Below are 25,869 nucleotides of genomic sequence, written 5' to 3'. Positions count from 1 at the left end.
CAGCGGCGCGTTCGGTGCGGCGGACGCGCCGGACGACGACGCGAGCAGCGGTGAGCGCGTGCACTCCCTGGTGGGCCAGGGCCGGTTCGCCGAGGCGCACGCGCTGATCAGTGACGCCTTCGTGGAGCGCAACGGCAGCGCGGGGTACCTGCTGCGCGCCTGGGTGCTCGCGCAGGAGCAGCGGCCCGCGGAGGCCCGCGACGCCGTCGACTGGGCGCTGGCGATCGCCTCGCCCGCCGAGGCCGGCGACGTCTTCGTGCTGGCCGGGGTGGTGCTGCTGTCGCTGGACGAGGCGCACGCCGCGCTCACCGTGGCGCTGCGGGCGACCGGGGCGGACCCCGACGGCTGGGAGCCGTCGGTGCTGCTCTCCGACGTCTACCGGCGGCTCGGCCGTATCCCCGACGCGATCGCGGCCGCCCGCCGCGCGGTCGCGCTCGCCCCGCGCGAGGCGGAGGCGCAGATCGCGCTGGCCCGCTCGCTGTCCGCGGGGCGCGGCGTGTTCGGGCGGATACCGCGCCGCAACCGCGCGGAGCACCGTGCGGCGGCCGAGCGGGCGCTCACGCTCGGCGCGGCACCCGGGCAGCTCGTGGTGCCGCGCGGAGGCGCGGTGCTCGGCGGCGTGGGGCTGGCGGTCTTCCTCGGGGTGCAGCTCTACCGGATCGAGACCGGCGGGACCTGGGAGCTGGTGGCCGCCGGGATCGTCTTCGGGGTCACCTTCGGGTTGATCGGGGTGCTGGCCGCCATGGGGTCCCGGCGGTCCGGGGTGAGCGCGCGCACGCGGTTGCGCGGGGTCCGCGCCACCACCCGCACCGAGATGGTCGGCGACGAATGGCTGTGGCGGATCGCCGCGGTGCATGTCGCGACGGTCCTGCCGCTGCCCGCGCTGCTCACGACCGGGCTCGTCGCCGACCGGGCGTGGCGCGGCGCGCCCTGGCCGCTGTGGTCCGTGGCCCTGCTCTCCGTGGCCGGGCTCGCCGCGGTCTGCGCGGTCCTGCTGAGCGTGCCCTGGTGGTACGGCGAGATGTTCGCCCGCCGCATCCTTCGCTACGCCGGACTGGTCCGGCTCCAACTCACCGCCACGGGGCTCCTGATCGGAGGGACCCTCGCGCTCGCGGTGCGCGGGCGGACCTCCACGGAGGCGTGGGCGCCGGTCGCCCTCGGGCACCTGTGCTGGACGGTCGGAGGGTGGCTCGCCGCGAGCGTCTTCTCCGCCCGCCTCCACGTGTTGCGGCGCCGCGCGCTCTAGCCCTCCCCCGGAGGAGCCGCACGTACGCAGGGCGCGGGGCGGCGTATTGGTCTATGCCAATCGGTGGGGCGTATTGCAGGATGGGCCCATGGATCTCATCCCCATGCCGAGCGACGCCACGACGTACTCCGCCGACGACGAAGTCTTCACGCTGCGGCCGGAGACGGTGATCGCGGCCGGGCCGGGTACGGAGGCGGCCGCGCGGTGGCTGCGGGGCACCGTGGGCGCGGCGACGGGGTTGCCGCTTTCCGCGGGGGAGGCGTCGGGCGGGGGAGCCGTGCGGCTGGCGGTGGACGAGACGGTGCCGGGCGGGCCGGAGGGGTACCGCCTGACCGTCGACCCGGTGGGCGGCGTACGGATCACCGGCGCGGGCCCGGCCGGCGTCTTCTGGGGCGCCCAGACGTTCCGCCAACTCCTCGGCCCAGACGCCTTCCGCCGTGCCCCGCTGGCCGAACGCACCTGGACCGTACCGGCCTGCCACCTCGCCGACGCCCCCCGCTTCGGCTGGCGCGGCTTCATGCTGGACGTGGCCCGCCACTTCATGCCGAAGGACGTGGTCTTCCGCTACCTCGACCTGATGGCCGCGCACAAGCTCAACGTGCTGCACCTGCACCTCACCGACGACCAGGGCTGGCGGGTGGAGATCCGCCGCCACCCCCGCCTCACCGAGGTCGGCGCCTGGCGCGAGCGCACCAAGGTCGGCCTGCGCGAGTCCCCGCTGTGGGACGAGCGCCCGCACGGCGGCTACTACACGCAGGACGACATCCGCGAGATCGTCGGATACGCCGCCGCCCGGCACATCACCGTCGTTCCCGAGGTGGACATCCCCGGCCACTCCCAGGCCGCCATCTCCGCCTACCCGGAACTCGGCAACACCGACGTGCTCGACACCAGCGCCCTGCCGGTGCTCACCAGTTGGGGCGTGAACCCCAACGTGCTCGCCCCGACCGAGGCCGTGCTGCGCTTCTACGAGGAGGTGTTCACCGAACTGCTGGAGCTGTTCCCCGGCACGTTCTTCCACATCGGCGGCGACGAGTGCCCCAAGGAGCAGTGGACCGCCTCGCTCGCCGCGAAGGACCGCATCGTCGAACTCGGCCTGCGCGACGAGGACGAACTCCAGAGCCGGCTGATCAGCCACTTCGACCGCTGGCTCGCCGAGCGCGGCCGGCGGCTGATCGGGTGGGACGAGATCATGGAGGGCGGCCTGCCGGAAGGCGCCACGGTCTCCTCCTGGCGCGGGTGCCGCGGCGGAATCACCGCCGCCCGGGCCGGACACGACGTCGTGATGTGCCCGGAGAGCCATGTCTATCTCGACTGGCGACAGTCCGACTCGCCCGACGAGCCGGTGCCCATCGGGTACGTCCGCACCCTGGAGGACGTCTACCGGTTCGAGCCGGTCCCACCGGAGTTGACGCCGCAGGAGGCCGCCCACGTCATCGGCACCCAGGCCAACGTCTGGACCGAGGTGCTCGATTCGGTCCGCGCGGTCGACTACATGGTCTTCCCCCGGCTGGCCGCCTTCGCCGAGGTCGCCTGGTCCGCGCTCGGCGCCCCCGCCGACCGGGACTGGCCGGACTTCCAGGCCCGGATGCGCACCCACTACGCCCGGCTCGACGCTCTCGGCGTCGAATACCGCCCACCCGGCGGCCCGCTGCCCTGGCAGCGCCGCCCCGGCGTCCTCGGCCGCCCGAAGCCCGGTTCGCCCCCGATCGTGTGACCGAACCGGGAACCCGCCGCCGCGGCGAGCGCCGCGGCGGCACCCTGGACCCGTACCGTCCCAACTGCCTTGAAGGGTGGCAATCCAGACACTGCGCCCGATCCGTGTCCAGTCGTACGATCAACCCTGTGAGGGGCGGATCGGTACTTCGTGGACCCTCGCGTCGGGCGCCCCGGAACATGTGCCAGAGTTGCCACGTCCGGGCTGTCAGCACGTACGGTACGGCTACCGCGTGACGTAGGTAGGCCGGGAAGGGGCAGCGTCGTGAGCACGTATGCACGGCAGGAGGCGGCGAACGTCACGCTGCCCTCCTCGCTCGACGAGGCGGTGGCGGCACTGGCCGACATGCCCAGTGCCGTGCCCGTCGCCGGGGGCACCGACCTGATGGCGTCGGTCAACTCCGGCCTGCTGCGCCCGGCCGCGCTCGTCGGCCTCGGCCGGATCAGCGAGATCCGCGGCTGGCAGTACGCCGACGGGGCCGCCCTGCTCGGCGCGGGACTGACCCACGCCCGCATGGGGCGCCCCGACTTCGCCGCGCTGATCCCCGCGCTGGCCGCCGCCGCCCGCTCCGCGGGCCCCCCGCAGATCCGCAACGCCGGCACCCTCGGCGGCAACATCGCCAGCGCCGCGCCCACCGGCGACGCCCTGCCGGTGCTGGCCGCCCTGGAGGCGAGCGTGATCCTCGCCGGGCCGGACGGCGACCGCGAACTGCCGGTCAGCCACCTGCTCACCGGCATGGACCCGCTGCGCCCCGGGGAGTTGCTCGCCTTCGTCCGTATCCCGCTGCTGCACGCCCCGCAGACGTTCCTCAAGGCCACCGGGCGCACCGGACCCGGCCGGGCGGTCGCCTCGGTCGCCCTCGTCGTCGACCCCGCCCGGCGCCAGGTGCGCTGCTCGGTCGGCGCCGTCGCGCCCGTGCCGCTGCGGCCGTTGGAGGCCGAGCAGTGGGTGGCGGGGCTGATCGACTGGGACGGCGAGCGCAGCCTCGCCCCGGAGGCGTGCACCGCCTTCGGGGAGTACGTGGCCGCCGCCTGCATCCCCGACCAGCCAGGTGTCGAACTGCCACCCGCCGCCGTCCAGTTGCGCCGCACCGTGGCCGCACTGTCCCGCCGAGCGCTCGGGAGGGCCCTGGCATGACCGACCAGCAGCCGAACGAGCGGGACCAGCAGGGCCGGCACGGTCCCGGCACCTCCGGCGCCTGGCAGCCGGTGCCCGGTGGCGGGGACTACGACCCCGACCAGACCATGCACGTCTCCTTCGCCGCCCAACTCCCGCCCGAGCCGCGCCCCGGCGAGGACCCGCTCGGCGCGCACGGCCCGGCCGGCCCCGGCTGGTCCGGCCACTCCGAGGAGGAAGCCGGCTACCTGGAGAACGGCGGCTACCAGGTCGGTCAGCCGCTGTACGGGCCCGGCCCGGGCGGCGGCTCGGCGTACGACTACCGGCCGCAGGAGCAGCAACCCGGCCCGCACGGCGGGCACTCCGGCCGGCTGCCCGGCAACCCCGAGCGGCCCGGCAACCCCGAGCGGCCCTACGAGCACGGGGGGCACGGGGGATACGGCGGCGGGCAGGATGTCCCGGCCGGTGCTCCCGGTGGCGGGCACGGCGACGGGCACGGCGACGGCGGTTCGGGCACCGGCGGCCTTGGCGCGGGCGGAACCGGTGGCGCGGCCGGCGTCGGCGGTGCGGGCGGTACGGGTGGCGACCACGACCCGGTCACCGCCTGGTCGATCCCGGTCATAAGGGAGGAGTCCGAGGCCGAGTCCGGCGAGTACTCCCTCGGTGCCTTCTCACCCTCCTGGGACCAGACGCCCTCACCGGCGCCCACCCAGTCCTTCCCCGCGGGCATGTTCGGCCAGGGTGCCGCTGCCGCCGCCCAGGCGGCGCGGGAGCGGGCCGCGGCCGAGCGGGAGCGCGGCGGCGCCGAGGCGCCGTCCGACCCCGGCAGCGGCCACTGGGAGATGCCGTTCACCGGCCCCGAGGGCGGCGACGCGGTGCCGTGGCTGCCCGCGCACGCGCCGGCGGCGGACGCGGCCTGGTCGGGCATCGTGGACGACCCCGAGGGCCCGCCTCCCGCGCCCCGCGCGCCTCACGTCCCTTCCGCGCTGTCCGCGCCTTCCACGGCCGACGGCATCGACACCGGGCAGGACCGGCCCGCGGGCCACGACGCCGCCGCGGGCGGCGAGATCCCCTACTCCGTACCGTCCTTCGACCAGCCGGCCGCCGTCGACGAGCCGGCCGGGTACGGCGAGGACGTCGGATCGGCCCGGCCCGGCGGCCACGGCGACCCCGCGGGCCTCGCCGACCTCGCGATCCCGGACGACCTGCGGGAGTCCGCGGCAACACCCGGCGCGGACCGCCCGGATGACGCCGAGGCCGCCGAGGCCGCCGAGGCCGCCGAAGTGTCCGGCACCGACGGCGCGTCCCCGCACGACGTCGGCCCCGAACTCGGCTCCGACGTCGGCCCCGACTTCGGCGCCGGACCCGGCCAGGACGGTCAGGACGGCGCGGACGGCAACCCGCACGGCGACGACGCGTCCGACGGCGACCCCGGCGCCGCCCCGGACGCCGCGGCCGACTTCGGCACCGCGGACGCCGGTTCGGCCGATCCGGACCCGGCGGAGCCGTTCGAATCCCCCGAGCCGACCCGCAGCGAGCACCCGCTCGCCTCCTACATGCTCCGGGTCAACGGCACCGACCGGCCCGTCACCGACGCCTGGCTCGGCGAGTCCCTGCTGTACGTCCTGCGCGAGCGGCTGGGCCTGGCCGGCGCCAAGGACGGCTGCGAGCAGGGCGAGTGCGGCGCCTGCTCCGTCCAGGTCGACGGGCGGCTGGTGGCGTCCTGCCTGGTGCCCGCGGCGACCGCGGCCGGCAGCGAGGTGCGCACCGTCGAGGGCCTGACCGTCGACGGCCGGCCCTCCGACGTCCAGTGCGCGCTCGCCGACAGCGGCGCGGTGCAGTGCGGCTTCTGCATCCCCGGCATGGCGATGACCGTCCACGACCTGCTCGAAGGCAACCACAAGCCCACCGACCTGGACGTCCGCCAGGCGCTCAGCGGCAACCTCTGCCGCTGCTCGGGCTACCGCGGCGTCCTCGACGCCGTCCGCTCGGTCGTCGCCGCGCGCGACACCGGCCGCGACCCCGACGACCCCGCGGCCGCGGGGCCCGACGACCCCGCCCGCGTCCCCCACCAGGGCGGCTCCGCGGGCTCGGGAGGTGCCCAGTGAGCAGCAGCATCGTCGAGGGCCCCGGAGCGGTGGCCGAGACGCTGGCCGGCCAGGGCGGCGAACCGCACGGCATCGGCGCGCCGGTGCCCTCCACCGAGGCGCTGCCGAAGGCGCAGGGCACCTACCCGTACGCCGCCGACCTGTGGGCCGAGGGGCTGCTGTGGGCCGCGGTGCTGCGCTCGCCGTACCCGCACGCGCGGATCACCCGGATCGACACCTCCGACGCGGTCGCGATGCCCGGCGTACGCGCCGTCGTCACCCACGAGGACGTGCCCGGCGACGCCATGCACGGCCGCAAGGTCGCCGACCGGCCGGTCTTCGCCCACGACGTCGTACGCCACCACGGCGAGCCCATCGCCGCGGTCGCCGCCGACCACCCCGACACCGCCCGGCTGGCCGCCGCCGCGATCCTCGTCGAGTACGACGTGCTGGAGCCGGTCACCGACCCGGAGAAGGCGTTCGCGGCGGAACCGCTGCACCCCGACGGCAACCTGATCCGGCACATCCCGCTGCGCTTCGGCGACCCGGAGGCGGTCGGCGAGGTCGTGGTGGAGGGCCTGTACCGGGTCGGCCGCCAGGACCCCGCGCCGATCGGCGCCGAGGCCGGCCTGGCCGTCCCGCGCCCCGACGGCGGCGTGGAGCTCTACGTCGCCTCCACCGACCCGCACGCCGACCGGGACATCGCCGCCGCCTGCTTCGGGCTCGAAGCCGACCGGGTCAAGGTCGTCGTCACCGGAGTGCCCGGCGCGATGGGTGACCGCGAGGACTCCGGCATCCAGCTCCCGCTGGGCCTGCTGGCGCTGCGCACCGGCTGCCCGGTGAAGTTCGTGGCCACCCGCGAGGAGTCCTTCCTCGGCCACGCCCACCGCCACCCGACCCTGTTGCGCTACCGCCACCACGCCGACGCCGAGGGCCGCCTGGTCAAGGTCGAGGCGCAGGTGCTGCTCGACGCGGGCGCCTACGCCGACGCGTCCTCCGACGCGCTCGCCGCCGCGGTCGCCTTCGCGGCCGGCCCCTACGTGGTGCCGCACGTCTTCGTCGAGGGCTGGGTGGTGCGCACCAACAACCCGCCGTCCGGGCACGTACGCGGTGAGGGCGCCCTCCAGGTCTGCGCGGCCTACGAGGGCCAGATGGACAAGCTCGCCGCCAAACTCGGCCTGGACCCGGCCGAGATCCGGATGCGCAACGTCCTGGCCACCGGCGACCTGCTGCCCACCGGCCAGACCGTCACCTGCCCGGCGCCGGTCGGCGAACTCCTCAAGGCCGTGCGCGACGCCGACCTGCCGCCGCTGCCCGACGGCGACGACGAGTCCCAGTGGCTGCTGCCCGGCGGCGTCTCCGGCGCCGGCGAGCCCGGGGCGGTGCGCCGCGGGGTCGGCTACGCGCTCGGCATGGTGCACCTGCTGGGCGCCGAGGGCGCCGACGAGGTGTCCACCGCGACCGTACGCATCCACGACGGCCGCGCCACCGTCATCTGCGCCGCCGTCGAGACCGGGCAGGGGTTCACCACGCTGGCCCGGCAGATCGTGCAGGAGGTGCTGGGCGTCGACGACGTGCGGGTGCTGCCGTCCGACACCGACCAGCCGCCCGCCGGGCCCGCCGCCCGTGGGCGGCACACCTGGGTGTCGGGCGGGGCGGTGGAGCGCGCCGCGAAGATGGTCCGCACCCAGCTGCTCCAGCCGCTCGCCGCGAAGTTCGGCATGTCCGTGGAGCTGCTGTCCATCGCCGACGGCAAGATCACGTCCTACGACGGGGTGCTGTCCACGACGGTCGCCGAGACGCTCGACGGCAAGGAGCTGTGGGCGACCGCGCAGTGCCGCCCGCACCCCACCGACCGGCTCGACGACAACGGCCAGGGCGACGCCTTCGTCGGGCTCACCTTCTGCGCGATCCGCGCGGTGGTCGACGTCGACATCGAGCTGGGCGCGGTGCGGGTGGTCGAGCTCGCCGTCGCCCAGGACGTCGGGCGCGTGCTCAACCCGCGCCAGCTCGCCGCCCGGATCGAGGCCGGCGTCACCCAGGGGCTGGGGCTGGCCCTCATGGAGGACCTGCGGGCGCCGCGCGGCATCGTCAAGCGGCCCAACCTCACCGGGTATCCGCTGCCGACCGCCCTCGACGCGCCCGACGTCCGTATCGTCAAGCTCGTCGAGGAACGTGACGTCGTCGCGCCCTTCGGGGCCAAGGCCGTCTCCGCGGTGCCCGTCGTCACCTCACCGGCCGCCGTCGCCGCGGCGGTCCGCGCGGCCACCGGCCGCCCCGTCAACCGCCTCCCTATCCGCCCCCAGGCAGCCGTCGTCAAACCCCCCACCCCGTAAGAAGCCCCCGCCTCGCCCTCGGGGTCCCGGCGTGCACCGACAGGGTCGCGGGGAACTCCCCCCGAGGGGGTACCCGCAGCGACGAGCCACCCACCGGCCGTCAGGTCCGGGTACTCCCAGGACGGGGCAGTCCGGGCGGACCGGCTCAGCCCCGCAACGCCTCCGCGGTGACGCGGAGATCGTCCATCGCCTGGTGCTGCATGCCTCCCCCGAAGGTCACCCGGGTGGCGCCGAACACCCCGAGTTCGCGGGGCGCCGGCCCGCCCGGCTTGCACAGCGCGTTGACGGGGAGCCCGACCCCCTCGGCGATCAGGCCGAGCGTCTGCGGACCGGCGAGGATCGGGTAGATCACGTCCACCCCGGCCTCGGCGTACCGCCGCCCTCGGGCGATCGCGGCCGCGGGCGTACGGTCGGCCCCCGCCAGATACGTGTCGACGCGCGCGTTGAGGACGAGCGCGTCGCCCGCCGCGGCCCGCACCTCCGCGAGGAACTCCGCCTGGGCGCCCGGGTCCCGCAGCGCACCCGTCGCCGGGTCGGAGTCCTCCAGGTTGCACCCGACGGCCCCCGCTTCGAGCAGCCGCTCCACCAACTCCGCGGCGGGCAGCCCGTATCCGGCCTCGACGTCCGCGCTGACCGGCACGTCCACGGCCCGGGTGATCCGGCGGATCGCGGCGAACATCTCGGCCGGGGGAGTGCCCTGCCCGTCGGGGTAGCCGAGCGACGCCGAGACCCCCGCGCTGGGCGTGGCCAGCGCGGGGAAGCCGGCATCCGCGAACACTTTCGCGCTCGCGGCGTCCCACGGTCCGGGCAGCACCAGCGGATCGTCGGCCGCCCGGTCGTGGTGCAGGGCGCGCAGGACGGCGGCCTTGCCGCCGATGGCCGTGCCGCTCATGCCTGGCTCCCGGGGGCCGTGCGGAACGTCACGTTGAAGCGGTTCCACGCGTTGATCGCCACGATCGCGCTGACCAGCCGGGTCAGTTCGGCCTCGTCGAAGTGCGCCGCGGCCCGCGCGTACACCTCGTCCGGCACGAACCCCTCGGTGAGCACCGTGACCGCCTCGGTCAGCGCCAGCGCCGCCCGCTCCTTGTCGGTGTAGAGCCCGTCGACCTCCTCCCACGCCGCCAGCAGGTCGATCCGCTCGTCGCTCTCGCCCGCCTTCCGCGCGTCCTTCACGTGCATGTCCAGGCAGAACGCGCACCGGTTGATCTGCGAGGCCCTGATCTTCACCAGTTCCCCGATCACCGGGTCGAGCCCCTTCACGGCCGCCTGACTGAACGCCAGCATCGTCCTGAACACGTCCGGCGCCTGCTGTGCGTAACTCCCTCGTCGCGTCATACCCCTGACGCTACGTCCCCCCGCCCCTCCACCCCTGGGCCACTACGACTCCCGATCTCCGGGCCAATCCAGGCGGCGGCCCGACGCCTCCCCACCGCGGGGCGGTGGAACCGGGGATTCGGGAGCGGACGTCATGAGGGGTGGCGGTGGGGGTGGTTGCTAGAGTGCCCGGGTTCGGGCGTGCTCGGACGCTTGGTCGGTCAATGGGGCGGGCAGTGCGCGCGAAGCGCGGGATGGGGGATGGGCGTGGGTCTGTTCGACGCGATCCGGGGCGAGTTCATCGACATCGTGGAGTGGACCGACGACAGTCGGGACACCATCGTGTGGCGCTTCCCCCGGCACGACAACGAGATCAAGATGGGCGCCAAGCTCATCGTGCGCGAGTCCCAGACCGCGGTGTTCGTCAACGAGGGCCAGATCGCCGACGTCTACACGCCTGGCACCTACACCCTCCAGACCCAGAACATGCCGATCCTGTCCACGCTGAAGGGCTGGAAGTACGGCTTCGACTCGCCGTTCAAGGCCGAGGTGTACTTCGTCACGACCCGCCAGTTCACCGACATGAAGTGGGGGACGGCGAACCCGGTGATCGTGCGGGACGCCGAGTTCGGGATGGTACGGCTGCGGGCGTTCGGCTCGTTCGCCGCGAAGGTGGTGGACGCGCCCGCGCTGCTGCGCGAACTGGCCGGCACCGACCCGCAGTTCCGCACCGAGGAGGTGCAGGAGTACCTGCGGCAGCTCATCGTCGGGCGGCTGTCCAACGCACTGGCCACCTCGGGCGTGCCGATGCTGGACCTGGCCACGCAGCAGGACGCGATCGGCGCCCGGCTGGCCGTGGTGCTCAGCCAGGAGCTGGCGTCGGTCGGCATCTCGGTGCCGAAGTTCGTGATCGAGAACATCTCGCTGCCGCCGGAGGTCGAGCAGGCCATCGACACCCGCTCGCGGATGGGCATCGCGGGCAACCTCGACCAGTTCACGCAGTTCCAGGCGGCGAACGCGATCGGGGAGGCGGCCCGCAACCCGGGCGGCGCGGGCGAGGGCGTCGGCCTGGGCATCGGCATGGCGATGGGCCAGCGGATCGCCGCGGGGCTCACCCCGCAGGCCCCGGCGGCTCCCGCGACCGCGGCCCCGGCCGCCGCCGCCCCGGCCGCACCCGCACCAGCCCCCGCCGCGGCCGCCCCGCCGCCGCTGCCCCAGCCCGCCCAGTGGTTCGTCGGGATCGGCGGCGCCCAGCAGGGCCCGTACGACGCCGCCGCGCTGTCCGGCCTGGTCGGCGCGGGCACCCTCACCCGCGAGACGCTGGTCTGGAAGGACGGCATGGCCGGATGGCTGCCGGCCGCCCAGGTCCCCGAGGTCGGCGGGCTGTTCGGGGCCGTACCGCCGCCGCTGCCGCCGCAGGCGTGAGGACGCCCGGCGCCCGGGCGGCGGGGCACGGCGCACCCGTGTAGCCGGCCGGACCCGTCGCGACGTACACAAGTACGCACGTACGGAAGCACGCACGCACGTCGAGGCACGGACGGACGACCCAAGGAGTGGGGGAGAGCACTGCCATGAGCACGGAAGAGCGCGGGCCGGAGGGCGTGGTGGCCGGCACCGGTTCCACCCAGGCGGGGCCGGGATCGGGACCGGAAGCAGGGACGGCGGCCGGGGCGGGCGGCGTGCGGTCGACCCCCTGCGAGGCGTGCGGCGCCACCGTCGAGTTCTCGCCGGGCGCGGGCGCGCTCAAGTGCCCGTACTGCGGCCACGAGCGGGCGTTGGCGGAGCTGCCGCGCCAGGTCCGCGAGCACCCCATCGCGGAGCTCGCGACGCTGCGGGACAAGCCGCGCGCCGCGGTGCTGGGCGAGGCGCGGGCGTTCCTCTGCCCGGGGTGCGGCGCCCGTACCGAGACCGACGACCTGTCGGCGCGCTGCCAGTTCTGCGCGACCCCCCTGGTCGCCGACGCCGAACTGACCGAGCGGGTGGTGCCCGAGGCGGTCGTCCCGTTCGGCCTGGACCGCAGGGCCGCCCGGGACCGGCTGAGCACCTGGACGTCCTCGCGCTGGTTCGCGCCGAGCAGCCTGAAGAAGGTCACCGAGGCGGAGACGTTCAAGGGCAGCTACCTGCCGCACTGGACGTACGACGCGGCGACCACCTCGCACTACCAGGGCCAGCGCGGCGAGCACTACTACACCACCGAGACCTACACCACGACGGAGAACGGGGAGCAGGTCACCCGCACCCGCCAGGTCCAGCACACCCGCTGGCACCACGCCTCCGGCACCGTGGCCCGCGCCTTCGACGACATCCTGGTGGCCGGCACCAGCCATGTGAAGTCCAAGCAGCTGGACAAGCTCACCCCCTGGCCGCTGGAGGAGGCGCGCCCCTACCAGCCGGAGTACCTGGCCGGCTTCCAGACGGTGCGCTACGACGTCGAGCCCGAACAGGGCCTGGAGACGGCGAAGCAGCGGATGGCGGGCGTGATCGAGGGGGACTGCCGCGCCGACATCGGCGGCGACGAGCAGCGGGTCACCTCGGTGAACACCCGGTACGACGACGTGACGTTCAAGCTGATGCTGCTGCCGGTGTGGTTTCTGACGTACCTGCACGCGGGCAAGAGCTGGCAGGTCATGGTGAACGCCCGCACCGGCGAGGTGATCGGCGAACGCCCGTACAGCGCCGCGAAGATCACGGCGGCGATCGTGGCACTGGCGGTGGTGATCGCGGTGATCGTGGCGGTGGTGATGGCCAGGTGAGGCCGCCGGGCGGGGGGTTGCGGGGTTGCGGGGGTTGACCCGCCCGGGGCCCGGCATCCCGCCGCGTAACGGACGCGTGAACGCCGACCGGCCCGGGCCCGTGTGACGGGCGCCGGGCCGGACGTGGAGGCCGCGACCGGATTCGAACCGGTGTAGCTCGCTTTGCAGACGAGTCCCTGACCACTCGGGCACGCGGCCGCGTGCTCTCGCTGCTCTGACCATGCCGGTCCGCGGTACGCGCGGTCAACGGTACGGCCCATCCCGCAACACGACTGCCATACGGCGTTCACGGCCGGCCACGCGCTCCACCCGCCGCGCGCCCGGCGCCCGGCGCACGTTCCGGCGCGCGGCCTAGGTCCATCGGCTGATCCGATTAACGCCTACGGGTAGGGGCGCGCACTGCCCGGCGACCCTTACCCTGGCCGGATGGCACCGACGAGACCGACCACGCGCACCCGCCACGGACGGCGCGGTGCCACCGCGGGGAAAGCCGCCGCGGGCACGACCGTTCAGGCCGGCGCCGCGCCGGACAGTGCCGCTCCGGGCGGCGCGCACGGCGCGGGGACCCTTCCGGAACAGGCCGCCGCACGGGACCTGGCGCAGATGCCGGCGACCGACGGCGGCGTGCTGTCCCGCCCGTACCGCGCGCTCACCTTCGGCATCGTCTCCGTGGTGCTGATGATCGCCTTCGAGGCGACCGCCGTGAGCACCGCGATGCCGGTCGCCGCCCGGGACCTGCACGGCGTCGGGCTGTACGCGTTCGCGTTCTCCGGCTACTTCACCACCTCGCTGCTCGCCATGGTGGTGAGCGGGCAGTGGTGCGACCGCGGCGGCCCGCTGGCGCCGCTGGCCACCGGCATCGCCGGGTTCGGCGCGGGCCTGGTGGTCAGCGGCACCGCCCAGTCGATGGGCGTGTTCGTGCTGGGCCGGGCGGTGCAGGGGCTCGGCGGCGGACTGGTGATCGTGGCGCTGTACGTGGTGGTGGGCCGGGCCTATCCCGAACGGCTGCGGCCCGCGGTGATGGCCGCGTTCTCCGCGTCCTGGGTGGTGCCCTCGATCGTCGGGCCGCTGGTGTCCGGCACGGTCACCCAGCACCTCGGCTGGCGCTGGGTGTTCCTGGCGATCCCGGTGCTGGTGGTGCTGCCCCTGGCCGTGATGCTGCCCGCGCTGCGCCGGGCCACCCGGGAGGCAGCGGCGGCGCAGCGCGGGGAGAGTTCCGCTGCGCGGCCGGCGGGCCGGCGGATCTGGTGGGCGGGGGCGCTCGCGTGCGGCGCCGCGCTGCTCCAGTACGCGGGGCAGGACCTGCGGCCGCTGTCCGTGCTGCCGGCGGTGGCCGGTGCGGGGCTGCTGGTGCCGGCCGCGCTGCGGCTGTTGCCGCGGGGCACGTTCCGGGCCGTACGGGGACTGCCGACGGTGGTGCTGATGCGCGGCATCGCGGCGGGTTCGTTCTTCGCGGCGGAGAGCTTCGTGCCGCTGATGCTGGTCACCCAGCGCGGCCTGTCCCCGACGCTGGCCGGCCTCTCGCTGTCGGGTGGCGGGCTGACCTGGGCGCTCGGCTCCTACCTGCAGTCCAGGCCGCGGCTGGAGCCGTTCCGCGAGCGGCTGGCGCAGGCCGGCATGGCGCTGACCGCGGCCGCCATCGGCACGCTGCCGTTCGTGCTGATCCACTCGGTGCCGCCGTGGATCGTGGCGGTGGCCTGGTGCGCGGGCGGCCTCGGCATGGGGCTGACCATCTCCGTGCTGAGCGTGCTGATGCTGCGGCTGTCCCCGCCGGCCGAGGCGGGCACCAACTCCGCGGCCCTCCAGGTCGCCGACTCGCTCTCCAACGTGCTGATCGTGGGCGGCGCCGGCACCGTCTTCACCGCGCTCGGCGGCGGCTCGGTCGGCGCGGCCACCGGTGCCGCGGTCGCGGGCGCCACCACCGGCCACCCGGCCGCGTTCGCCGCGGTATTCGTGCCGACGGCGGTGATCGCGCTGGCCGGCACACTGGTCGCGGCGCGGCTGCGCACCAGGCCGGCCCGCGGCTGAACCCCGGGAGGGCCGCGGGCGCGCGAGCGGGGTCCCGGGCGGGAACTCCCGGGGCCGCACAACGGGGCCCGAACTTCCGGCTTCCGGATTCCGGGTCGATGGCCTCGGGTTCCGGCTAGGAGACGGCCACTTCGAGCGTGTAGTGCACCATCCCGTCCAGCGCGAGCCGTCCGTCGCGGTAGGCCATGCCGGCCGGCAGGGAGCAGGGCAGTTCGAGGGCGCTCACCGCGTGCGGCAGCGTGCAGTCGAGAACGTGCGCGGCGGTGTGGCTGTGCCCGACGACCCGGGCCTTGCCGTCGTGGAGGTGGACGATGTAGTCGTCCAGGCCGCCGGTGGACCCGCTCCCGCCGCTCCCGCCGCTCCCGCCGACCGCGTCGACGTAGACCCCGTCGGCGCCGTCCCCGGCCAGCGACTGCACGGTGAGCCGGTCGGGGTCGCCGGGCAGGCCGGGAATCCTCTTCGGGATCGGGAGCGGCGCGGACTCGCCGGACGGGGTGACCCGGGTGATGCGGTGGGAGAGGCCGGCGACGTGGTCGGCCGCGGCCACGAAGTACACGTCACCCGCGGCGTCGGCGGTGGGCCGTACGGCGTCGGTGTCGGTGTCGGTGTTGAGGTAGGCACTGGCGACGGGGGTGTCCAGCACCTTGGTCGCGGTGCCGTCCTCGACGGCGTAGACGGCGCTGAAGTCCTGGACGAGCAGGGCGCCGTCCGGCCGCGTGCCCAGCGGCCGGGCCACGCCGACGAACGCGGTGGAGCCGGCGGGGAGGGTCGAGCCCGTCGCGTCGGTCGACCCGGCGGGGCCCGCGGCGCCCTTCGCGCCGGAGTCCCCGCCCGTGCTGCCCGTGCCGCCGGTTCCGCTCGTACCGCCGGTGCCGGCGCCGTCGTCGTCGCCCTTCCCCTTCTTCTTCCCGGGCGCCGGGTCCGGGCTGCCCGCCAGCGTCGACGCCTTGCCGTGCGCGTCGATCCGCAGCACCCCGCCCCGCACGCCGACCGCGACGGTGCCGTCGGGGAGCACCGTGAGCCCGCCGGTGGCGTACGCGCCGGCCCGCCACACCCGGGACACCTTGCGGTCGGGCGAGACCCTGAACAGGTCGGTGCGCAGCACGTAGAGGGAGCCGTCGGGAGCGAAGGCCATGCCGTCGTCGGCGCGGATCGTGTTGAGGTCGAGACCGGAGCCGGCCTGGTCGGCGGTGAGCAGGATCGACGCCTGGCCGGCGCGCGGCGGCACGTACGGGGTGCCCTTGTCGCGCCGCTCGTACTTGACCAGCGCCACCACCCCCGCCAGCACCAACAGCACCGCCAGCGCCACCACGCCGGCCCGCGCCCGCCCGCCGCGTCCGGTCATGCCGATTCCCATCCCGCCCCCCGGGTTCGCCGCCGCCCCCTCGCGGCCCCACACCGCGCTGTCAGGCAGTCTGCCGCACCGGAGACGCAACCCGCGCCGTCCTTTCGCCGCACTGTGAGGTGGGTCGCACCGGGGCGGCGCGCTCGCGCCGCCGCGGGATGGCCGCCGTGCCGCCCGGTAGGCTGAGGCGGTTTTCGTACCGAACCGACCCGCGCGGCCGCCCGCGCCGACAACCCCCTTACGGAGACCGTGACTACCGCCGCCTCGCACCCCCATTCCCACCACCTGTCGCCCGCCTTCCCCGGGAGGGCCCCCTGGGGCACGGCGAACAAGCTGCGGGCCTGGCAGCAGGGCGCCATCGACGCCTACGTGGCGGCGCAGCCGCGGGACTTCCTCGCGGTGGCGACGCCCGGCGCCGGGAAGACCACCTTCGCGCTCAGCCTGGCGTCGTACCTGCTCCACAACCACATGGTGCAGCAGATCACCGTGGTCGCCCCGACCGAGCACCTCAAGACGCAGTGGGCGGACGCCGCGGCGCGGATAGGGATCAAGCTCGACCCCGACTACAGCGCGGGCCCGGTCGGACGCGAGTTCCACGGAGTCGCCGTGACGTACGCGGGCGTCGGGGTGCGGCCGATGCTGCACCGCAACCGCTGCGAGCAGCGCAAGACCCTGGTGATCCTCGACGAGATCCACCACGCCGGCGACAGCAAGTCCTGGGGTGAGGCCTGCCTGGAGGCGTTCGAGCCGGCCACCCGCCGCCTCGCGCTGACCGGCACCCCGTTCCGCTCCGACACCAACCCGATCCCGTTCGTGGTCTACGAGGAGGGCAACGACGGCATCCGCCGCTCCTCCGCCGACTACACCTACGGGTACGGCAACGCGCTCGCCGACGGCGTGGTCCGCCCGGTGATCTTCCTCAGCTACTCCGGCACGATGCGCTGGCGCACCCGGGCCGGCGACGAGTTGTCCGCGCGGCTGGGCGAGCCGATGACCAAGGACGCCACCGGCCAGGCGTGGCGCACCGCGCTCGCGCCCACCGGCGAGTGGATTCCCAACGTGCTCAAGAGCGCCGACCAGCGCCTGACCGAGGTCCGCAAGGGCATCCCGGACGCGGGCGGCCTGGTGATCGCCACCGACCAGGACTCGGCCCGTGCCTACGCCAAGCTGCTCAAGGAGCTGACCGGGCACAAGCCGACCGTGGTGCTCTCCGACGACACCGGCGCCTCCAAGCGGATCGAGGAGTTCGCCGCGTCCGAGGACCGCTGGATGGTCGCGGTGCGGATGGTCTCCGAGGGCGTCGACGTGCCCCGCCTGGCGGTCGGCGTCTACGCCACCACCATCTCCACCCCGCTGTTCTTCGCGCAGGCGGTGGGCCGCTTCGTACGGTCCCGGCGGCGCGGCGAGACGGCGTCGGTGTTCGTGCCGACCATCCCGATGCTGCTGGAGTTCGCCAACGAGATGGAGGTCGAGCGCGACCACGTGCTCGACAAGCCGAAGAAGGGCGGCGAGGAGGACCCGTTCGCCGAGGAGGACCAGCTGCTCGCCGACGCCGAGAAGGCCGACGACGAGGCGACCGACGACGACCTGCTGCCGTTCGAGGCGCTGGAGTCCGACGCGGTCTTCGACCGGGTGCTCTACGACGGCGCCGAGTTCGGCATGCAGGCGCACCCGGGCAGCGAGGAGGAGCAGGACTACCTCGGCATCCCCGGGCTGCTGGAGCCGGACCAGGTGCAGATACTGCTCCAACGGCGGCAGGCCCGGCAGATCTCGCACAGCCGGAAGAAACCGGACGAAGAGGCCGATCTGCTCGAACTGCCCGCCGAGCGGCGGCCGATCGTCACCCATCGCCAGCTTCTCGAACTGCGCAAACAGCTCAACACCCTGGTGGGTGCGTATCACCACCAGAGCGGCAAACCGCACGGCGTCGTGCACAACGAGTTGCGCCGGGTTTGCGGTGGTCCGCCCAGTGCCGAGGCGAGCGCCGGGCAGCTCGCCGAGCGCATCAAAAAGGTGCAGGAGTGGGCGACCCGAATGCGGTGATCTCCGCCGGATTGTAGGTGATCGGCACCGGGATGAACCCCAAAGTCCGGTCAAGGGAACGCCCGGATTGTGGACGACCCCTTCCGCTGAGCGGTACTCGCTCGCTACGGTGCCGGTCACGCACGCGCCGTGGCAGTGCAGCCGCGGAGCGCAGCCGGGTAACGAACCGACCGGCGGCCTCTCCGCGCACTGCCGCGGGACCGGCAGTGCGCACCCCGAAGGCGGGGGTGGTGAGATGCGCCGCCGATTTCACGAGGAGGGGGCGTCGTGACCGCGGAGACGTCTCAAACGCTCGACCGGGGCCTACGGGTTCTCAAACTGCTCGCCGACACCGACCACGGTCTGACCGTGACGGAACTGGCCGCCAAACTCGGCGTGAACCGCACGGTGGTGTACCGCCTGCTGGCCACGCTGGAGCAGCACTCGCTGGTCCGCAGAGACCTCGGTGGGCGGGCCAGAGTGGGGCTCGGGGTGCTGGGTCTCGCCCACCAGGTGCATCCGCTGCTGCGGGAGGCCGCGCTGCCCGCGCTGCGGGCGCTGGCGGAGGACATCGGGGCGACCGCCCATCTGACCCTCGTCGACGGCACGGAGGCGCTCGCCGTCGCCGTGGTCGAGCCCACCTGGACCGACTACCACGTGGCCTATCGGACCGGCTTCCGGCACCCGTTGGACCGTGGCGCCGCCGGGCGGGCGATCCTCGCCGGCCGCGGGATGCAGCCCACCGCGGACGGGGGTGGCTGGGAGCGGGCCGAGAGCGAGGAGTTCGCGGGGTTCGCGGCGAGGTCGGTCGGCGCGGTGGATCACCCGGTCGACGGGACCGACCGCGTCATCGGGGTCGGCGGGGCGTTCGGGCAGGCCCGCTACGTCATCACCTCCGGCGAGTTGGAGGCCGGTGCCGCCGGCGCCGCCGCCCCGCTTCTCGGGGTGCCCGGTATCGAGGGCAGCGTCGGTGTTGTCATGCTCGCGGAATCCGTCCCGGAACGGGTGGGTATGCGCGTGGTCGAGGCCGCGACGGAAGTGTCCGAGGCTTTGCGCTGACCCTCCGGGGTGTCTGGTGCTGTCGGTTCCGGGACCACCCCCCGTGGGTGGCTGAACGCGCAGTTCCTCCCCCGGAGCTTCGCCTCGGTGGGGGTGCCCCCGGCGGAGCCAGGGGAGTACCCCCAGCACCCCTTGGGGGCGACCGTCCTTCCGCGGAAGGAGCCGCACCTACCCAGGGGCGCGGGGAACTGCGCGAGCAACCACCGTGCACGGCAGGGTGAAGGCGCCACCGCAAGAGGCACCCACCAAGGGGCGCTGGGGGTACTCCCAGGCGAAGCTCCGGGGGAGGAACTGCGCGACCAGCAGGCCACCGGCCTGCGGCCGGGAACGAGCCGCAACCGGGACGGCGCGTAGCCGAGGGACCCCACCCGCAGGTGGTCCCTGAACCGACAGGACAGGGGCGACCGGGGGGTCAGGGGCACCCGGGTAAGCTCGGCGCATGCCTGCCGTATCCCGCCGCACCCTGACCCTCGCCGTGTGCGGCGCGATCGTGGTCGCGCTGCTGGCCGTCGCCGCCCTCGCCCCCCTCCCCATGTCCATCGTGCTGCCCGGGCTGACGGCGAACGTGCTGGGCGCCGACAAGGGCACCCCGGTGATCACGGTGAGCGGAGCGAAAACGCGGCCGACCAGCGGCCAGCTCCGCCTGGTGACCGTGGCGGCCACGGCCCCGAACGCCTCGGTGCACTTCTCGGACGTCGCGAAGGCGTGGTTCAGTTCGGACAAGGCCGCGATGCCGCGCGACTCGGTCTACCCCAGCGGCAACTCGGTCGCGGAGATCCAGAAGGCCAACGAGAAGGAGATGACCGACTCCCAGCAGGACGCCACCGCCGCCGCCCTGAAGCACCTGGGCCTGTCACCGTCGAAGGTGAAGGTCACGCTGCGCCTGGCCGACGTGGGCGGCCCGAGCGCCGGTCTGCTCTTCACCCTCGGCATCATCGACAAGGTCGACGGCGACGGCCACGGCGGCGACCTGACCGGCGGCCGGGTGATCGCCGGCACCGGCACCATCGACAGCTCCGGCAAGGTCGGCGCGGTCGGCGGCGTGCCGTTGAAGGAGAAGGCCGCCGTCCGGGACGGCGCCACCGTCTTCATCGTGCCGCGCGGCGAGTGCTCCGACGCCAAGGCCGCGCTGCCCGGCGGCCTCAAGCTGATCCCCGTCACCACCCTGGACAACGCGCTGTCGGCGCTGTCCGCCCTGCGCGCGGGCCAGAAGACCCCCACCTGCTGACAGCGGGCCCGCCCGGGCCGGTACGGCTCCGGACGGGCCCGCGGCCCTGGACGAGCGGGACGAGCGCCCCCTACGCCTTCCTGACGTCTCCTTACGCCTCCGCGCCGACCGGCTGCCGCGCTTCCTCGGCGGCCACGTCCCCGGCCGTGTCCCAGGCCCGGAAGGCGGGCAGGACGAACGGGCTCAGCGTGGTCACCAGGTAGATCGCGCTGACCGTCACCATCCCGGTGCGCAGCCCGGCGTACTGCACGATGTACCCGCCGAGCAGGCCGCCCAGCGGCACCGCGACCAGCACGCCCGAGGTCACCGCGCCGAAGACCCGGCTGCGCAGCCGCTCGGGGATCAGCCGCACCATCTCGGTGCCGATGATCGGGTTGAGCACCCCGGCGCCCAGCCCGCACACCGCGGAGACGATCAGCAGCGGCGTCAGTCCGGGGAGGAACGCGGCCACCGCGGTGCGCGGGAAGCCGCAGACCAGGAAGCCGCCGATGAACAGGGCGCGTTGCGAGAACCGGTGCCCGATCGCCCCGAACAGCAGCGACCCGGTGAGCGCGGCCGCGGCGAAGACACCGGAGACCATCCCGATGCCGACCGATCCGCCCAGGTGCTCACGCGCCTCCACCGGCAGCAGCACCGACGACCACGCCTGGTCCAGCGCGTTGGTCACCATCACCATCGCCACCACCGAGAACAGCAGCCGGGCACGGACCAAGTAGCGGTATCCCTCGGCGAGTTCGGCCCGGTACGCGGCGAGCGCCGACCCCTTGCCGCCCTTGGCGGCCTTGGCGGGCTTCGGCGCCGCGGTCCGCTCCGCGCGCCGGGTCCGCTCATGCACGCCCAGGCCGATCAGCAGCGCGGACACCGCGAAGGTGCCGGCGTCCAGCACCAGGACGTTCGCCGCACCTATTCCCGCGATCAGCACACCCGCCAGCGGCGCGCCCAGCATCCGCGCCCCGCGCGAAGCCCCTTCGTATCCGCTCGACGCCCGTGCCACCGTGGTGCCCGCGCGTTCGGCCAGCCGCGGCATCAGCACCTCGCGGGCGGTCTCGCCGGGGGAGTGGAACAGGCCGCTGACGGCGACCAGGACCAGCAGCAGGCCGTACGTCAGGTGCCCGGTCGCGTGCAGCACGGGTACCGCGGCCACCGCCAGCGCGCACACCCCGTCGGAGACGACGCTGGTCACGGTGTAGCCGAGCCGGTCGATCAGCGGGCCGCCCAGCAGCGCCGCCAGGATCACGGGCACGGTCGAGGCGAAGGCGACCAGTCCGGCGCGGGCCGGGCTGCCGGTGGTGGAGAGCACGAACCACGGGATGGCGACCAGCGTGAGCATGTTGCCCGCGACGGAGATGACGTTGGCGGTGAGCAGCAGCAGGAGCGGGCGGCGGTCCCTGGGACGAACCGGCGTCCTGGGCGCGGTCGGCGAGCCGGAAGCGGGCATGGCTGATGAACTCATGGCGGGTCCCCCGTGAGTGCGATGAGCGGTATGGGAATTGCGGTGCGGGTGGCGCCGGTTCTACGGTGCCCGGTCGGTCAGGAGATCGGGTGGTGCGGCTTGCTCAGTCGACGCGGCGCGGGAAAGCATGAAAGTGGATGCGGACGCTCGCCGAGCCGTCGGCCGCGGGGCTGCGCGGGTGCTCGTCCTCGGGCGGCTCCGGCACCCGGTCGCGGTAGGAGCCGATCAGCTCCTCCACCCGCTGGCTCAGCTCCATGGCCAGTTCATGGGTCAGCCGCAGGGTGAAGCTGCTCAGGTTCCCCGACTCCCGCCAGGGCTCCGGCCATTCGTCCGAGGTGCCGAGCCAGCCGGTGAGCTGCTCCGCGTGCTCCACGGCGATCTGGTGCATGAACGAGCGCATCGCGCCGCGCACTTCGGGGTCCGGGTGGGCGAGGAAGTCCTCGGTGCTGTCGAACCGGGTGCCCCGGTGCACCGCCTTCCACCACCGCTCGCGGCCGGTGCCGCGCTTCGGGTCGTCCTCCACGAAGCCGTGCGCGGCGAGTTGCCGCAGGTGGTAGCTGGTCGCCCCGCTGGACTCGCCGAGCCGGTCGCCGAGCCCGGAGGCGGTGGCGGGACCGTACTCGCGCAGCGCGGCCATGATCCGCATCCGCAGCGGGTGGGCGAGGGCGCGCAGCGAGCGCGGGTCCATGACGCGGACCTCGTCCGCGGGGTCTTGGTGGCGGATCTCGTCCGCGGGCTTCTTGGGCACGTCCCTACCGTAGGGGAGTGCAAAGAATCTTTGCAAGACTCTTTTGCAAAAAGTCTTTGCATCTTCGCCGGGCCCGGTCGGCCCGTGCCGTTCCGCCCCGGTTCAGCCCTCCTTGATGAAGCCCTCCTTGACCAGCCAGTCCTTCGCCACGTCGTGCGGGTCCTGGCCGTCCACGTCCACCTTCGCGTTGAGCTGCTGCGCGACCGCCGTATCGAGCTTGGCGCTGACCGGGTCGAGCAGCTTCGCGATCACCGGGTGCTTGCGGAACGCCTTGGAGTAGATCACCGGCGCCGCGTTGTAGTTGGGGAAGAAGTTCCGGTCGTCCTTCATCACCGTCAGGTTCATGGACCTGATCCGGCCGTCGGTGGTGTACACCTCGCCCAGCAGGCAGGAGTTGCTCTTGTTGATCTGGGTGTAGATGATCCCGGCGTCCATCTTCTGGATGTTCCCCGACGGCAGGTTCATGCCGTACGCCTTCTCCATGCCCACCAACCCGTCCTGCCGGGAGGCGAACTCGTTCTCCACGCAGAGCGTGACCGCCTTGGGGTCCTTGCGGGCCAGCGCGGCCACCTCGGAGAGCGTCCTGAGGTGGTACTTGGCCTCGTTCTTCGCGCTGATCGCCAGCGAGTAGGTGTTGTCGAGGGTGGACGGCGGCAGCCAGGTCAGGCCGTTCTTCAGGTCCTCGTCGTGCACCGCCTGCCACTGCGCGTGCGGGTTCTTGATCGGGGTGGTGTGCCCGAGGTACGTGATCCAGGCGGTGCCGGTGTACTCGTACATCGCGTCCGCCTGGCCGGACTTGACCGCCTCGCGGGCGCCGATCGACCCGGTGATGTTGGTGCGGTCCAGCACGGAGGCGCCGGCCGCCTTGAAGACCAGGCCGATCATCTCGCCGAGGATGATGTTCTCGCTGAAGTTCTTGGACGTGACGGTGAGCGAGGCGCCCTTGAGCGGTTTGCCGCGGCCGAGCGTGCCCGGCTGCACGTTGTCCACCAGCGGGCTGCCGCTGGTCAGGCCGCACGAGGAGAGCACGGCGAGCGCGGCCAGCGCGGTGAGGGCCGCGGTCCCGGCGAGCAGCGTCCGCCGGCCCGGCGCCGTACGTCGGCTCGCGGCCGTAACGCCGCCGCGCCGCGCGGCGGTTGCGGCCCGTCGCATGCCACCGGCCCCTCGCCCGCCTCCGGCCCGCCTCACGCCTCCGCCCCCAGCCCGCGCGGCCGCAGCAGCGCCTCCGCGATCGCGGCGAGCCAGTCCACGAACAGCGCCAGCGCCACCGTCAGGATCGAGCCGAGGATCAGCACCGGCATGCGCTGGTTGACGATCCCCGACGTGATCAGGTCGCCGAGCCCGCCGCCGCCCCCGAAGGTGGCCAGCGTCGCGGTGCCGACGTTGAGCACCAGCGCGGTGCGCACCCCGGCCAGGATCAGCGGTACCGCCAGCGGCAGTTCGACCCGGGCCAGTACCCCCGGCGCCGACATCCCGATGCCGCGGGCGGCCTCCACCATCGTCGGGTCGATCGCCCGCAGCCCGGCGACCGTGTTCGACAGCACCGGCAGCACCGCGTAGGCGACGATGCCGATGATCGCGGTCCGCGCGCCGATGCCCAGCCAGATCACCAGCAGCGCCAGCAGCCCGATCGCCGGGGTGGCCTGGCCGATGTTGGCCAGCGCGGTGAACACCGGTGCGACCGGCCGCAGTCGGCGCCGGGTCAGCGCGATGCCCAGCGGGATCGCGATCAGCAGCACCCAGAAGGTGGAGATCGCGGTGAGCCGGATGTGCTGCCACAGCCGCAGTTGCACGTTGCCGTTGTCGAGCGAGTTGTGCTCGATCGCGTCCAGGTGGATGTTGGTGATCCACAGGTAGGTGGCGACCAGCGCGATCACCAGGACGGCCGGGCGGAACACCAGCATCCGCCAGGTCACCTTGCGGGCGGGCCGGCGCGACCGCCCGCCTGCGCCGCCGTCTGTGCCCTCCCCGCCGTCGCCCCCGGCTCCGTCGATGCCGGTGTCGGCGTCCGCGTCCGTGCCGTGCGGCGCGAGCCCGGCGGCCCCGCGCGCCTCGTCCCAGCGGCTCGACCCGCCGCGCCCGACGCCCCCGCCGGGCCCGCTCTGCCCGCCGGGCCGGACCCCGGTCATGACGGCGGCTCCGCGTCCGGGCCCGGCGACTGGCCGCCCTGCTCCTGCCGCGCCCTGACCTCCTCCAGGTCGTGCCGGTGCTCCATCGCGGTCAGCCGGTCCGCCTCCAGCATCTCGTGCACCGAGTTCATCAGGGTCTCCATGTCCACCACCCCGATGTACTCGCCGCGCCGCCCGGTCACCGCGACCCGCCCGCCGCTGTCGGTGAGCACCGCCTCCAGCGCGTCCCGCAGCGTCGCGTCCCGGGTCACCGTGTGCGTCACCAGGGTGCCGGAGCGGGCCAGCGAGCCCCGGGCCCGCATCAGGTCGCCGCGCCGCAGCCACTTGTACGGCCGCCCGCGGTGGTCCAGCAGCAGCAGTTCGTTGTGCTGGCTGGTGCGCAGCCGGTCGAAGATGGACTGCAGCGGCTCGTCCACGGTCACCGCGGCGAAGTCGGCGATCTCCACGTCCCGCACCCGGGTCAGGTTCAGCCGCTTCAGTGCCGCGCCCGCGCCCACGAAGCCGGAGACGAACTCGTCGGCCGGGTTGGTGAGGATCGCCTCCGGGGTGTCGAACTGCGCGATGTGCGAGCGCTCGCGCAGCACCGCGATCCGGTCGCCCAGCTTGATCGCCTCGTCGAAGTCGTGCGTGACGAAGACGATGGTCTTGTGCAGCTCGTGCTGGAGCCGGATCAGCTCGTCCTGGAGGTGGTCGCGGGTGATCGGGTCCACCGCGCCGAACGGCTCGTCCATCAGCAGCACCGGCGGGTCGGCGGCCAGCGCCCGCGCCACGCCGACCCGTTGCTGCTGGCCGCCGGACAGCTGCCGCGGGTAGCGGCCATGGAACTCCCGCGGGTCCAGGCCGACCAGGTCGAGCATCTCCTCCACCCGGTCCCGCACCCTGCTCTTGCCCCACCCGACCATCTTCGGCACCAGCGCGATGTTCTCCGCGACCGTCATGTGCGGGAAGAGCCCGGAGGACTGGATCGCGTAGCCGACCTTGCGGCGCAGCTTCACCGGGTCGATCCCGGTGACGTCCTCGTCGCCGATCCTGATCCGCCCGGACGACGGCTCGATCAGCCGGTTGATCATCTTCAGCGTGGTGGACTTGCCGCACCCGGACGGCCCGACCAGGATCACCGTCTCGCCGGCCTTGATCTCCATGCTCACGCTCTCCACGGCGGGCCGCGGGTTGCCCGGATAGCGCTTGGTCAGGTTCTCCAGCACGATCGGGGCGCCCGACGCCAGTCCGCCGCCGGGTGCTTCTCCGCCGCCGAGCGCCCCGGCGCCCTCCAGGGCCCCGCCGCCGT

The 25,869-nt window shown here is 74.0% G+C and carries 19 protein-coding genes and 1 tRNA gene; 11 read left to right on the top strand and 9 right to left on the bottom strand.

Features of this window, described 5'->3' with window-relative positions; translation table 11 throughout:
• Window positions 1-58 precede the first annotated feature (58 nt).
• The 5 genes from OG370_RS15415 (at window position 59) to OG370_RS15395 (ending at window position 8,502) form a co-directional block, all read left to right on the top strand.
• Window positions 59-1,246, top strand: a complete 1,188-nt coding sequence (locus OG370_RS15415) for a tetratricopeptide repeat protein (protein WP_328464595.1) — start codon at window positions 59-61, stop codon at window positions 1,244-1,246.
• Window positions 1,247-1,334: 88 nt separating this feature from the next.
• Window positions 1,335-2,963 (top strand): beta-N-acetylhexosaminidase, encoded by a 1,629-nt coding sequence (locus OG370_RS15410; RefSeq protein ID WP_328464593.1) that lies wholly within the window; start codon window positions 1,335-1,337, stop codon window positions 2,961-2,963.
• 264 nt (window positions 2,964-3,227) lie between these two features.
• Entirely contained in the window at window positions 3,228-4,100 is an 873-nt protein-coding gene (locus tag OG370_RS15405) for an FAD binding domain-containing protein (protein ID WP_328464591.1), read from the top strand.
• Entirely contained in the window at window positions 4,097-6,187 is a 2,091-nt protein-coding gene (locus OG370_RS15400; RefSeq protein WP_328464589.1) for a 2Fe-2S iron-sulfur cluster-binding protein, read from the top strand. Before OG370_RS15405 ends, OG370_RS15400 begins: the two co-directional genes overlap by 4 nt.
• Before the next feature lie 41 nt (window positions 6,188-6,228).
• The gene (locus OG370_RS15395) at window positions 6,229-8,502 is read left to right on the top strand and encodes a xanthine dehydrogenase family protein molybdopterin-binding subunit (protein ID WP_443060868.1); all 2,274 of its coding nucleotides are present in this window, start codon (window positions 6,229-6,231) and stop codon (window positions 8,500-8,502) included.
• 145 nt (window positions 8,503-8,647) lie between these two features.
• On the opposite strand, the gene OG370_RS15390 is transcribed toward OG370_RS15395, so the two are convergent.
• Together OG370_RS15390 and OG370_RS15385 are read right to left on the bottom strand one after the other, a co-directional pair.
• Window positions 8,648-9,394 (bottom strand): isocitrate lyase/PEP mutase family protein, encoded by a 747-nt coding sequence (locus OG370_RS15390; RefSeq protein ID WP_328464587.1) that lies wholly within the window; start codon window positions 9,392-9,394, stop codon window positions 8,648-8,650.
• Window positions 9,391-9,837 carry a carboxymuconolactone decarboxylase family protein gene (locus OG370_RS15385; RefSeq protein ID WP_328464585.1) on the bottom strand — a complete coding sequence of 149 codons (447 nt, stop codon included), beginning with the start codon at window positions 9,835-9,837 and terminating at the stop codon, window positions 9,391-9,393. The genes OG370_RS15390 and OG370_RS15385 overlap by 4 nt, the downstream gene beginning before the upstream one ends.
• 240 nt (window positions 9,838-10,077) lie before the next feature.
• Here OG370_RS15385 and OG370_RS15380 point away from each other — a divergent pair, with 240 nt between their 5' ends.
• Together OG370_RS15380 and OG370_RS15375 are read left to right on the top strand one after the other, a co-directional pair.
• A complete protein-coding gene (locus OG370_RS15380) occupies window positions 10,078-11,241 on the top strand; it encodes an SPFH domain-containing protein (protein WP_328464583.1) in 1,164 nt (387 codons plus the stop codon).
• Window positions 11,242-11,387: 146 nt separating this feature from the next.
• Window positions 11,388-12,569: a hypothetical protein gene (locus OG370_RS15375; protein ID WP_328464581.1), complete on the top strand. Its 1,182-nt coding sequence runs from the start codon at window positions 11,388-11,390 to the stop codon at window positions 12,567-12,569.
• Between the two features lie 124 nt (window positions 12,570-12,693).
• On the opposite strand, the gene OG370_RS15370 is transcribed toward OG370_RS15375, so the two are convergent.
• A tRNA-Cys gene (locus OG370_RS15370) sits at window positions 12,694-12,767 on the bottom strand.
• A 405-nt stretch (window positions 12,768-13,172) separates the two neighbouring features.
• On the opposite strand from OG370_RS15370, the gene OG370_RS15365 reads away from it, so the two are divergent.
• On the top strand, window positions 13,173-14,597 hold the full coding sequence (locus OG370_RS15365) for an MFS transporter (RefSeq protein WP_328474125.1): 1,425 nt from the start codon (window positions 13,173-13,175) through the stop codon (window positions 14,595-14,597).
• 115 nt (window positions 14,598-14,712) lie between these two features.
• On the opposite strand, the gene OG370_RS15360 is transcribed toward OG370_RS15365, so the two are convergent.
• Window positions 14,713-15,942: a hypothetical protein gene (locus OG370_RS15360; protein ID WP_328464579.1), complete on the bottom strand. Its 1,230-nt coding sequence runs from the start codon at window positions 15,940-15,942 to the stop codon at window positions 14,713-14,715.
• A 249-nt stretch (window positions 15,943-16,191) separates the two neighbouring features.
• Between OG370_RS15360 and OG370_RS15355 the strand changes: the two genes are divergently transcribed.
• From OG370_RS15355 to OG370_RS15345, 3 genes are all read left to right on the top strand, one after another.
• Complete coding sequence (locus OG370_RS15355; protein WP_328464577.1) at window positions 16,192-17,985, top strand: DEAD/DEAH box helicase; 1,794 nt, start codon at window positions 16,192-16,194, stop codon at window positions 17,983-17,985.
• A 267-nt stretch (window positions 17,986-18,252) separates the two neighbouring features.
• The gene (locus OG370_RS15350; RefSeq protein WP_328464575.1) at window positions 18,253-19,023 is read left to right on the top strand and encodes an IclR family transcriptional regulator; all 771 of its coding nucleotides are present in this window, start codon (window positions 18,253-18,255) and stop codon (window positions 19,021-19,023) included.
• 439 nt (window positions 19,024-19,462) lie between these two features.
• Window positions 19,463-20,251, top strand: a complete 789-nt coding sequence (locus OG370_RS15345; RefSeq protein ID WP_328464573.1) for a hypothetical protein — start codon at window positions 19,463-19,465, stop codon at window positions 20,249-20,251.
• A 91-nt stretch (window positions 20,252-20,342) separates the two neighbouring features.
• Here the strand turns inward: OG370_RS15345 and OG370_RS15340 are convergent, their stop codons facing one another.
• The 5 genes from OG370_RS15340 to OG370_RS15320 form a co-directional block, all read right to left on the bottom strand.
• Entirely contained in the window at window positions 20,343-21,704 is a 1,362-nt protein-coding gene (locus OG370_RS15340; protein WP_328464571.1) for an MFS transporter, read from the bottom strand.
• Between the two features lie 103 nt (window positions 21,705-21,807).
• Window positions 21,808-22,392 (bottom strand): ArsR/SmtB family transcription factor, encoded by a 585-nt coding sequence (locus OG370_RS15335; protein ID WP_328474123.1) that lies wholly within the window; start codon window positions 22,390-22,392, stop codon window positions 21,808-21,810.
• A 162-nt stretch (window positions 22,393-22,554) separates the two neighbouring features.
• On the bottom strand, window positions 22,555-23,604 hold the full coding sequence (locus OG370_RS15330) for a glycine betaine ABC transporter substrate-binding protein (RefSeq protein ID WP_328464569.1): 1,050 nt from the start codon (window positions 23,602-23,604) through the stop codon (window positions 22,555-22,557).
• A 32-nt stretch (window positions 23,605-23,636) separates the two neighbouring features.
• Window positions 23,637-24,581 (bottom strand): ABC transporter permease, encoded by a 945-nt coding sequence (locus OG370_RS15325; protein WP_328464567.1) that lies wholly within the window; start codon window positions 24,579-24,581, stop codon window positions 23,637-23,639.
• The gene (locus OG370_RS15320; protein ID WP_328474121.1) at window positions 24,578-25,855 is read right to left on the bottom strand and encodes a betaine/proline/choline family ABC transporter ATP-binding protein; all 1,278 of its coding nucleotides are present in this window, start codon (window positions 25,853-25,855) and stop codon (window positions 24,578-24,580) included. The genes OG370_RS15325 and OG370_RS15320 overlap by 4 nt, the downstream gene beginning before the upstream one ends.
• Between the last annotated feature and the right edge of the window lie 14 nt (window positions 25,856-25,869).

Source organism: Streptomyces sp. NBC_00448 (assembly GCF_036014115.1).
GTDB lineage: Bacteria > Actinomycetota > Actinomycetes > Streptomycetales > Streptomycetaceae > Actinacidiphila.
Note: the sequence above shows the minus strand (reverse complement) of the source record. Positions and strands in the feature narration are given on the sequence as shown.

Coding starts and splice junctions, on each gene's coding strand:
- OG370_RS15410 (WP_328464593.1), top strand. CDS start 1,335: ATGGATCTCATCCCCATGCCGAGCGACGCCACGACGTACTCCGCCGAC.
- OG370_RS15400 (WP_328464589.1), top strand. CDS start 4,097: ATGACCGACCAGCAGCCGAACGAGCGGGACCAGCAGGGCCGGCACGGT.
- OG370_RS15390 (WP_328464587.1), bottom strand. CDS start 9,394: ATGAGCGGCACGGCCATCGGCGGCAAGGCCGCCGTCCTGCGCGCCCTG.
- OG370_RS15385 (WP_328464585.1), bottom strand. CDS start 9,837: ATGACGCGACGAGGGAGTTACGCACAGCAGGCGCCGGACGTGTTCAGG.
- OG370_RS15380 (WP_328464583.1), top strand. CDS start 10,078: ATGGGCGTGGGTCTGTTCGACGCGATCCGGGGCGAGTTCATCGACATC.
- OG370_RS15375 (WP_328464581.1), top strand. CDS start 11,388: ATGAGCACGGAAGAGCGCGGGCCGGAGGGCGTGGTGGCCGGCACCGGT.
- OG370_RS15365 (WP_328474125.1), top strand. CDS start 13,173: ATGCCGGCGACCGACGGCGGCGTGCTGTCCCGCCCGTACCGCGCGCTC.
- OG370_RS15360 (WP_328464579.1), bottom strand. CDS start 15,942: ATGACCGGACGCGGCGGGCGGGCGCGGGCCGGCGTGGTGGCGCTGGCG.
- OG370_RS15345 (WP_328464573.1), top strand. CDS start 19,463: ATGCCTGCCGTATCCCGCCGCACCCTGACCCTCGCCGTGTGCGGCGCG.
- OG370_RS15340 (WP_328464571.1), bottom strand. CDS start 21,704: ATGAGTTCATCAGCCATGCCCGCTTCCGGCTCGCCGACCGCGCCCAGG.
- OG370_RS15335 (WP_328474123.1), bottom strand. CDS start 22,392: ATGGACCCGCGCTCGCTGCGCGCCCTCGCCCACCCGCTGCGGATGCGG.
- OG370_RS15330 (WP_328464569.1), bottom strand. CDS start 23,604: ATGCGACGGGCCGCAACCGCCGCGCGGCGCGGCGGCGTTACGGCCGCG.
- OG370_RS15325 (WP_328464567.1), bottom strand. CDS start 24,581: ATGACCGGGGTCCGGCCCGGCGGGCAGAGCGGGCCCGGCGGGGGCGTC.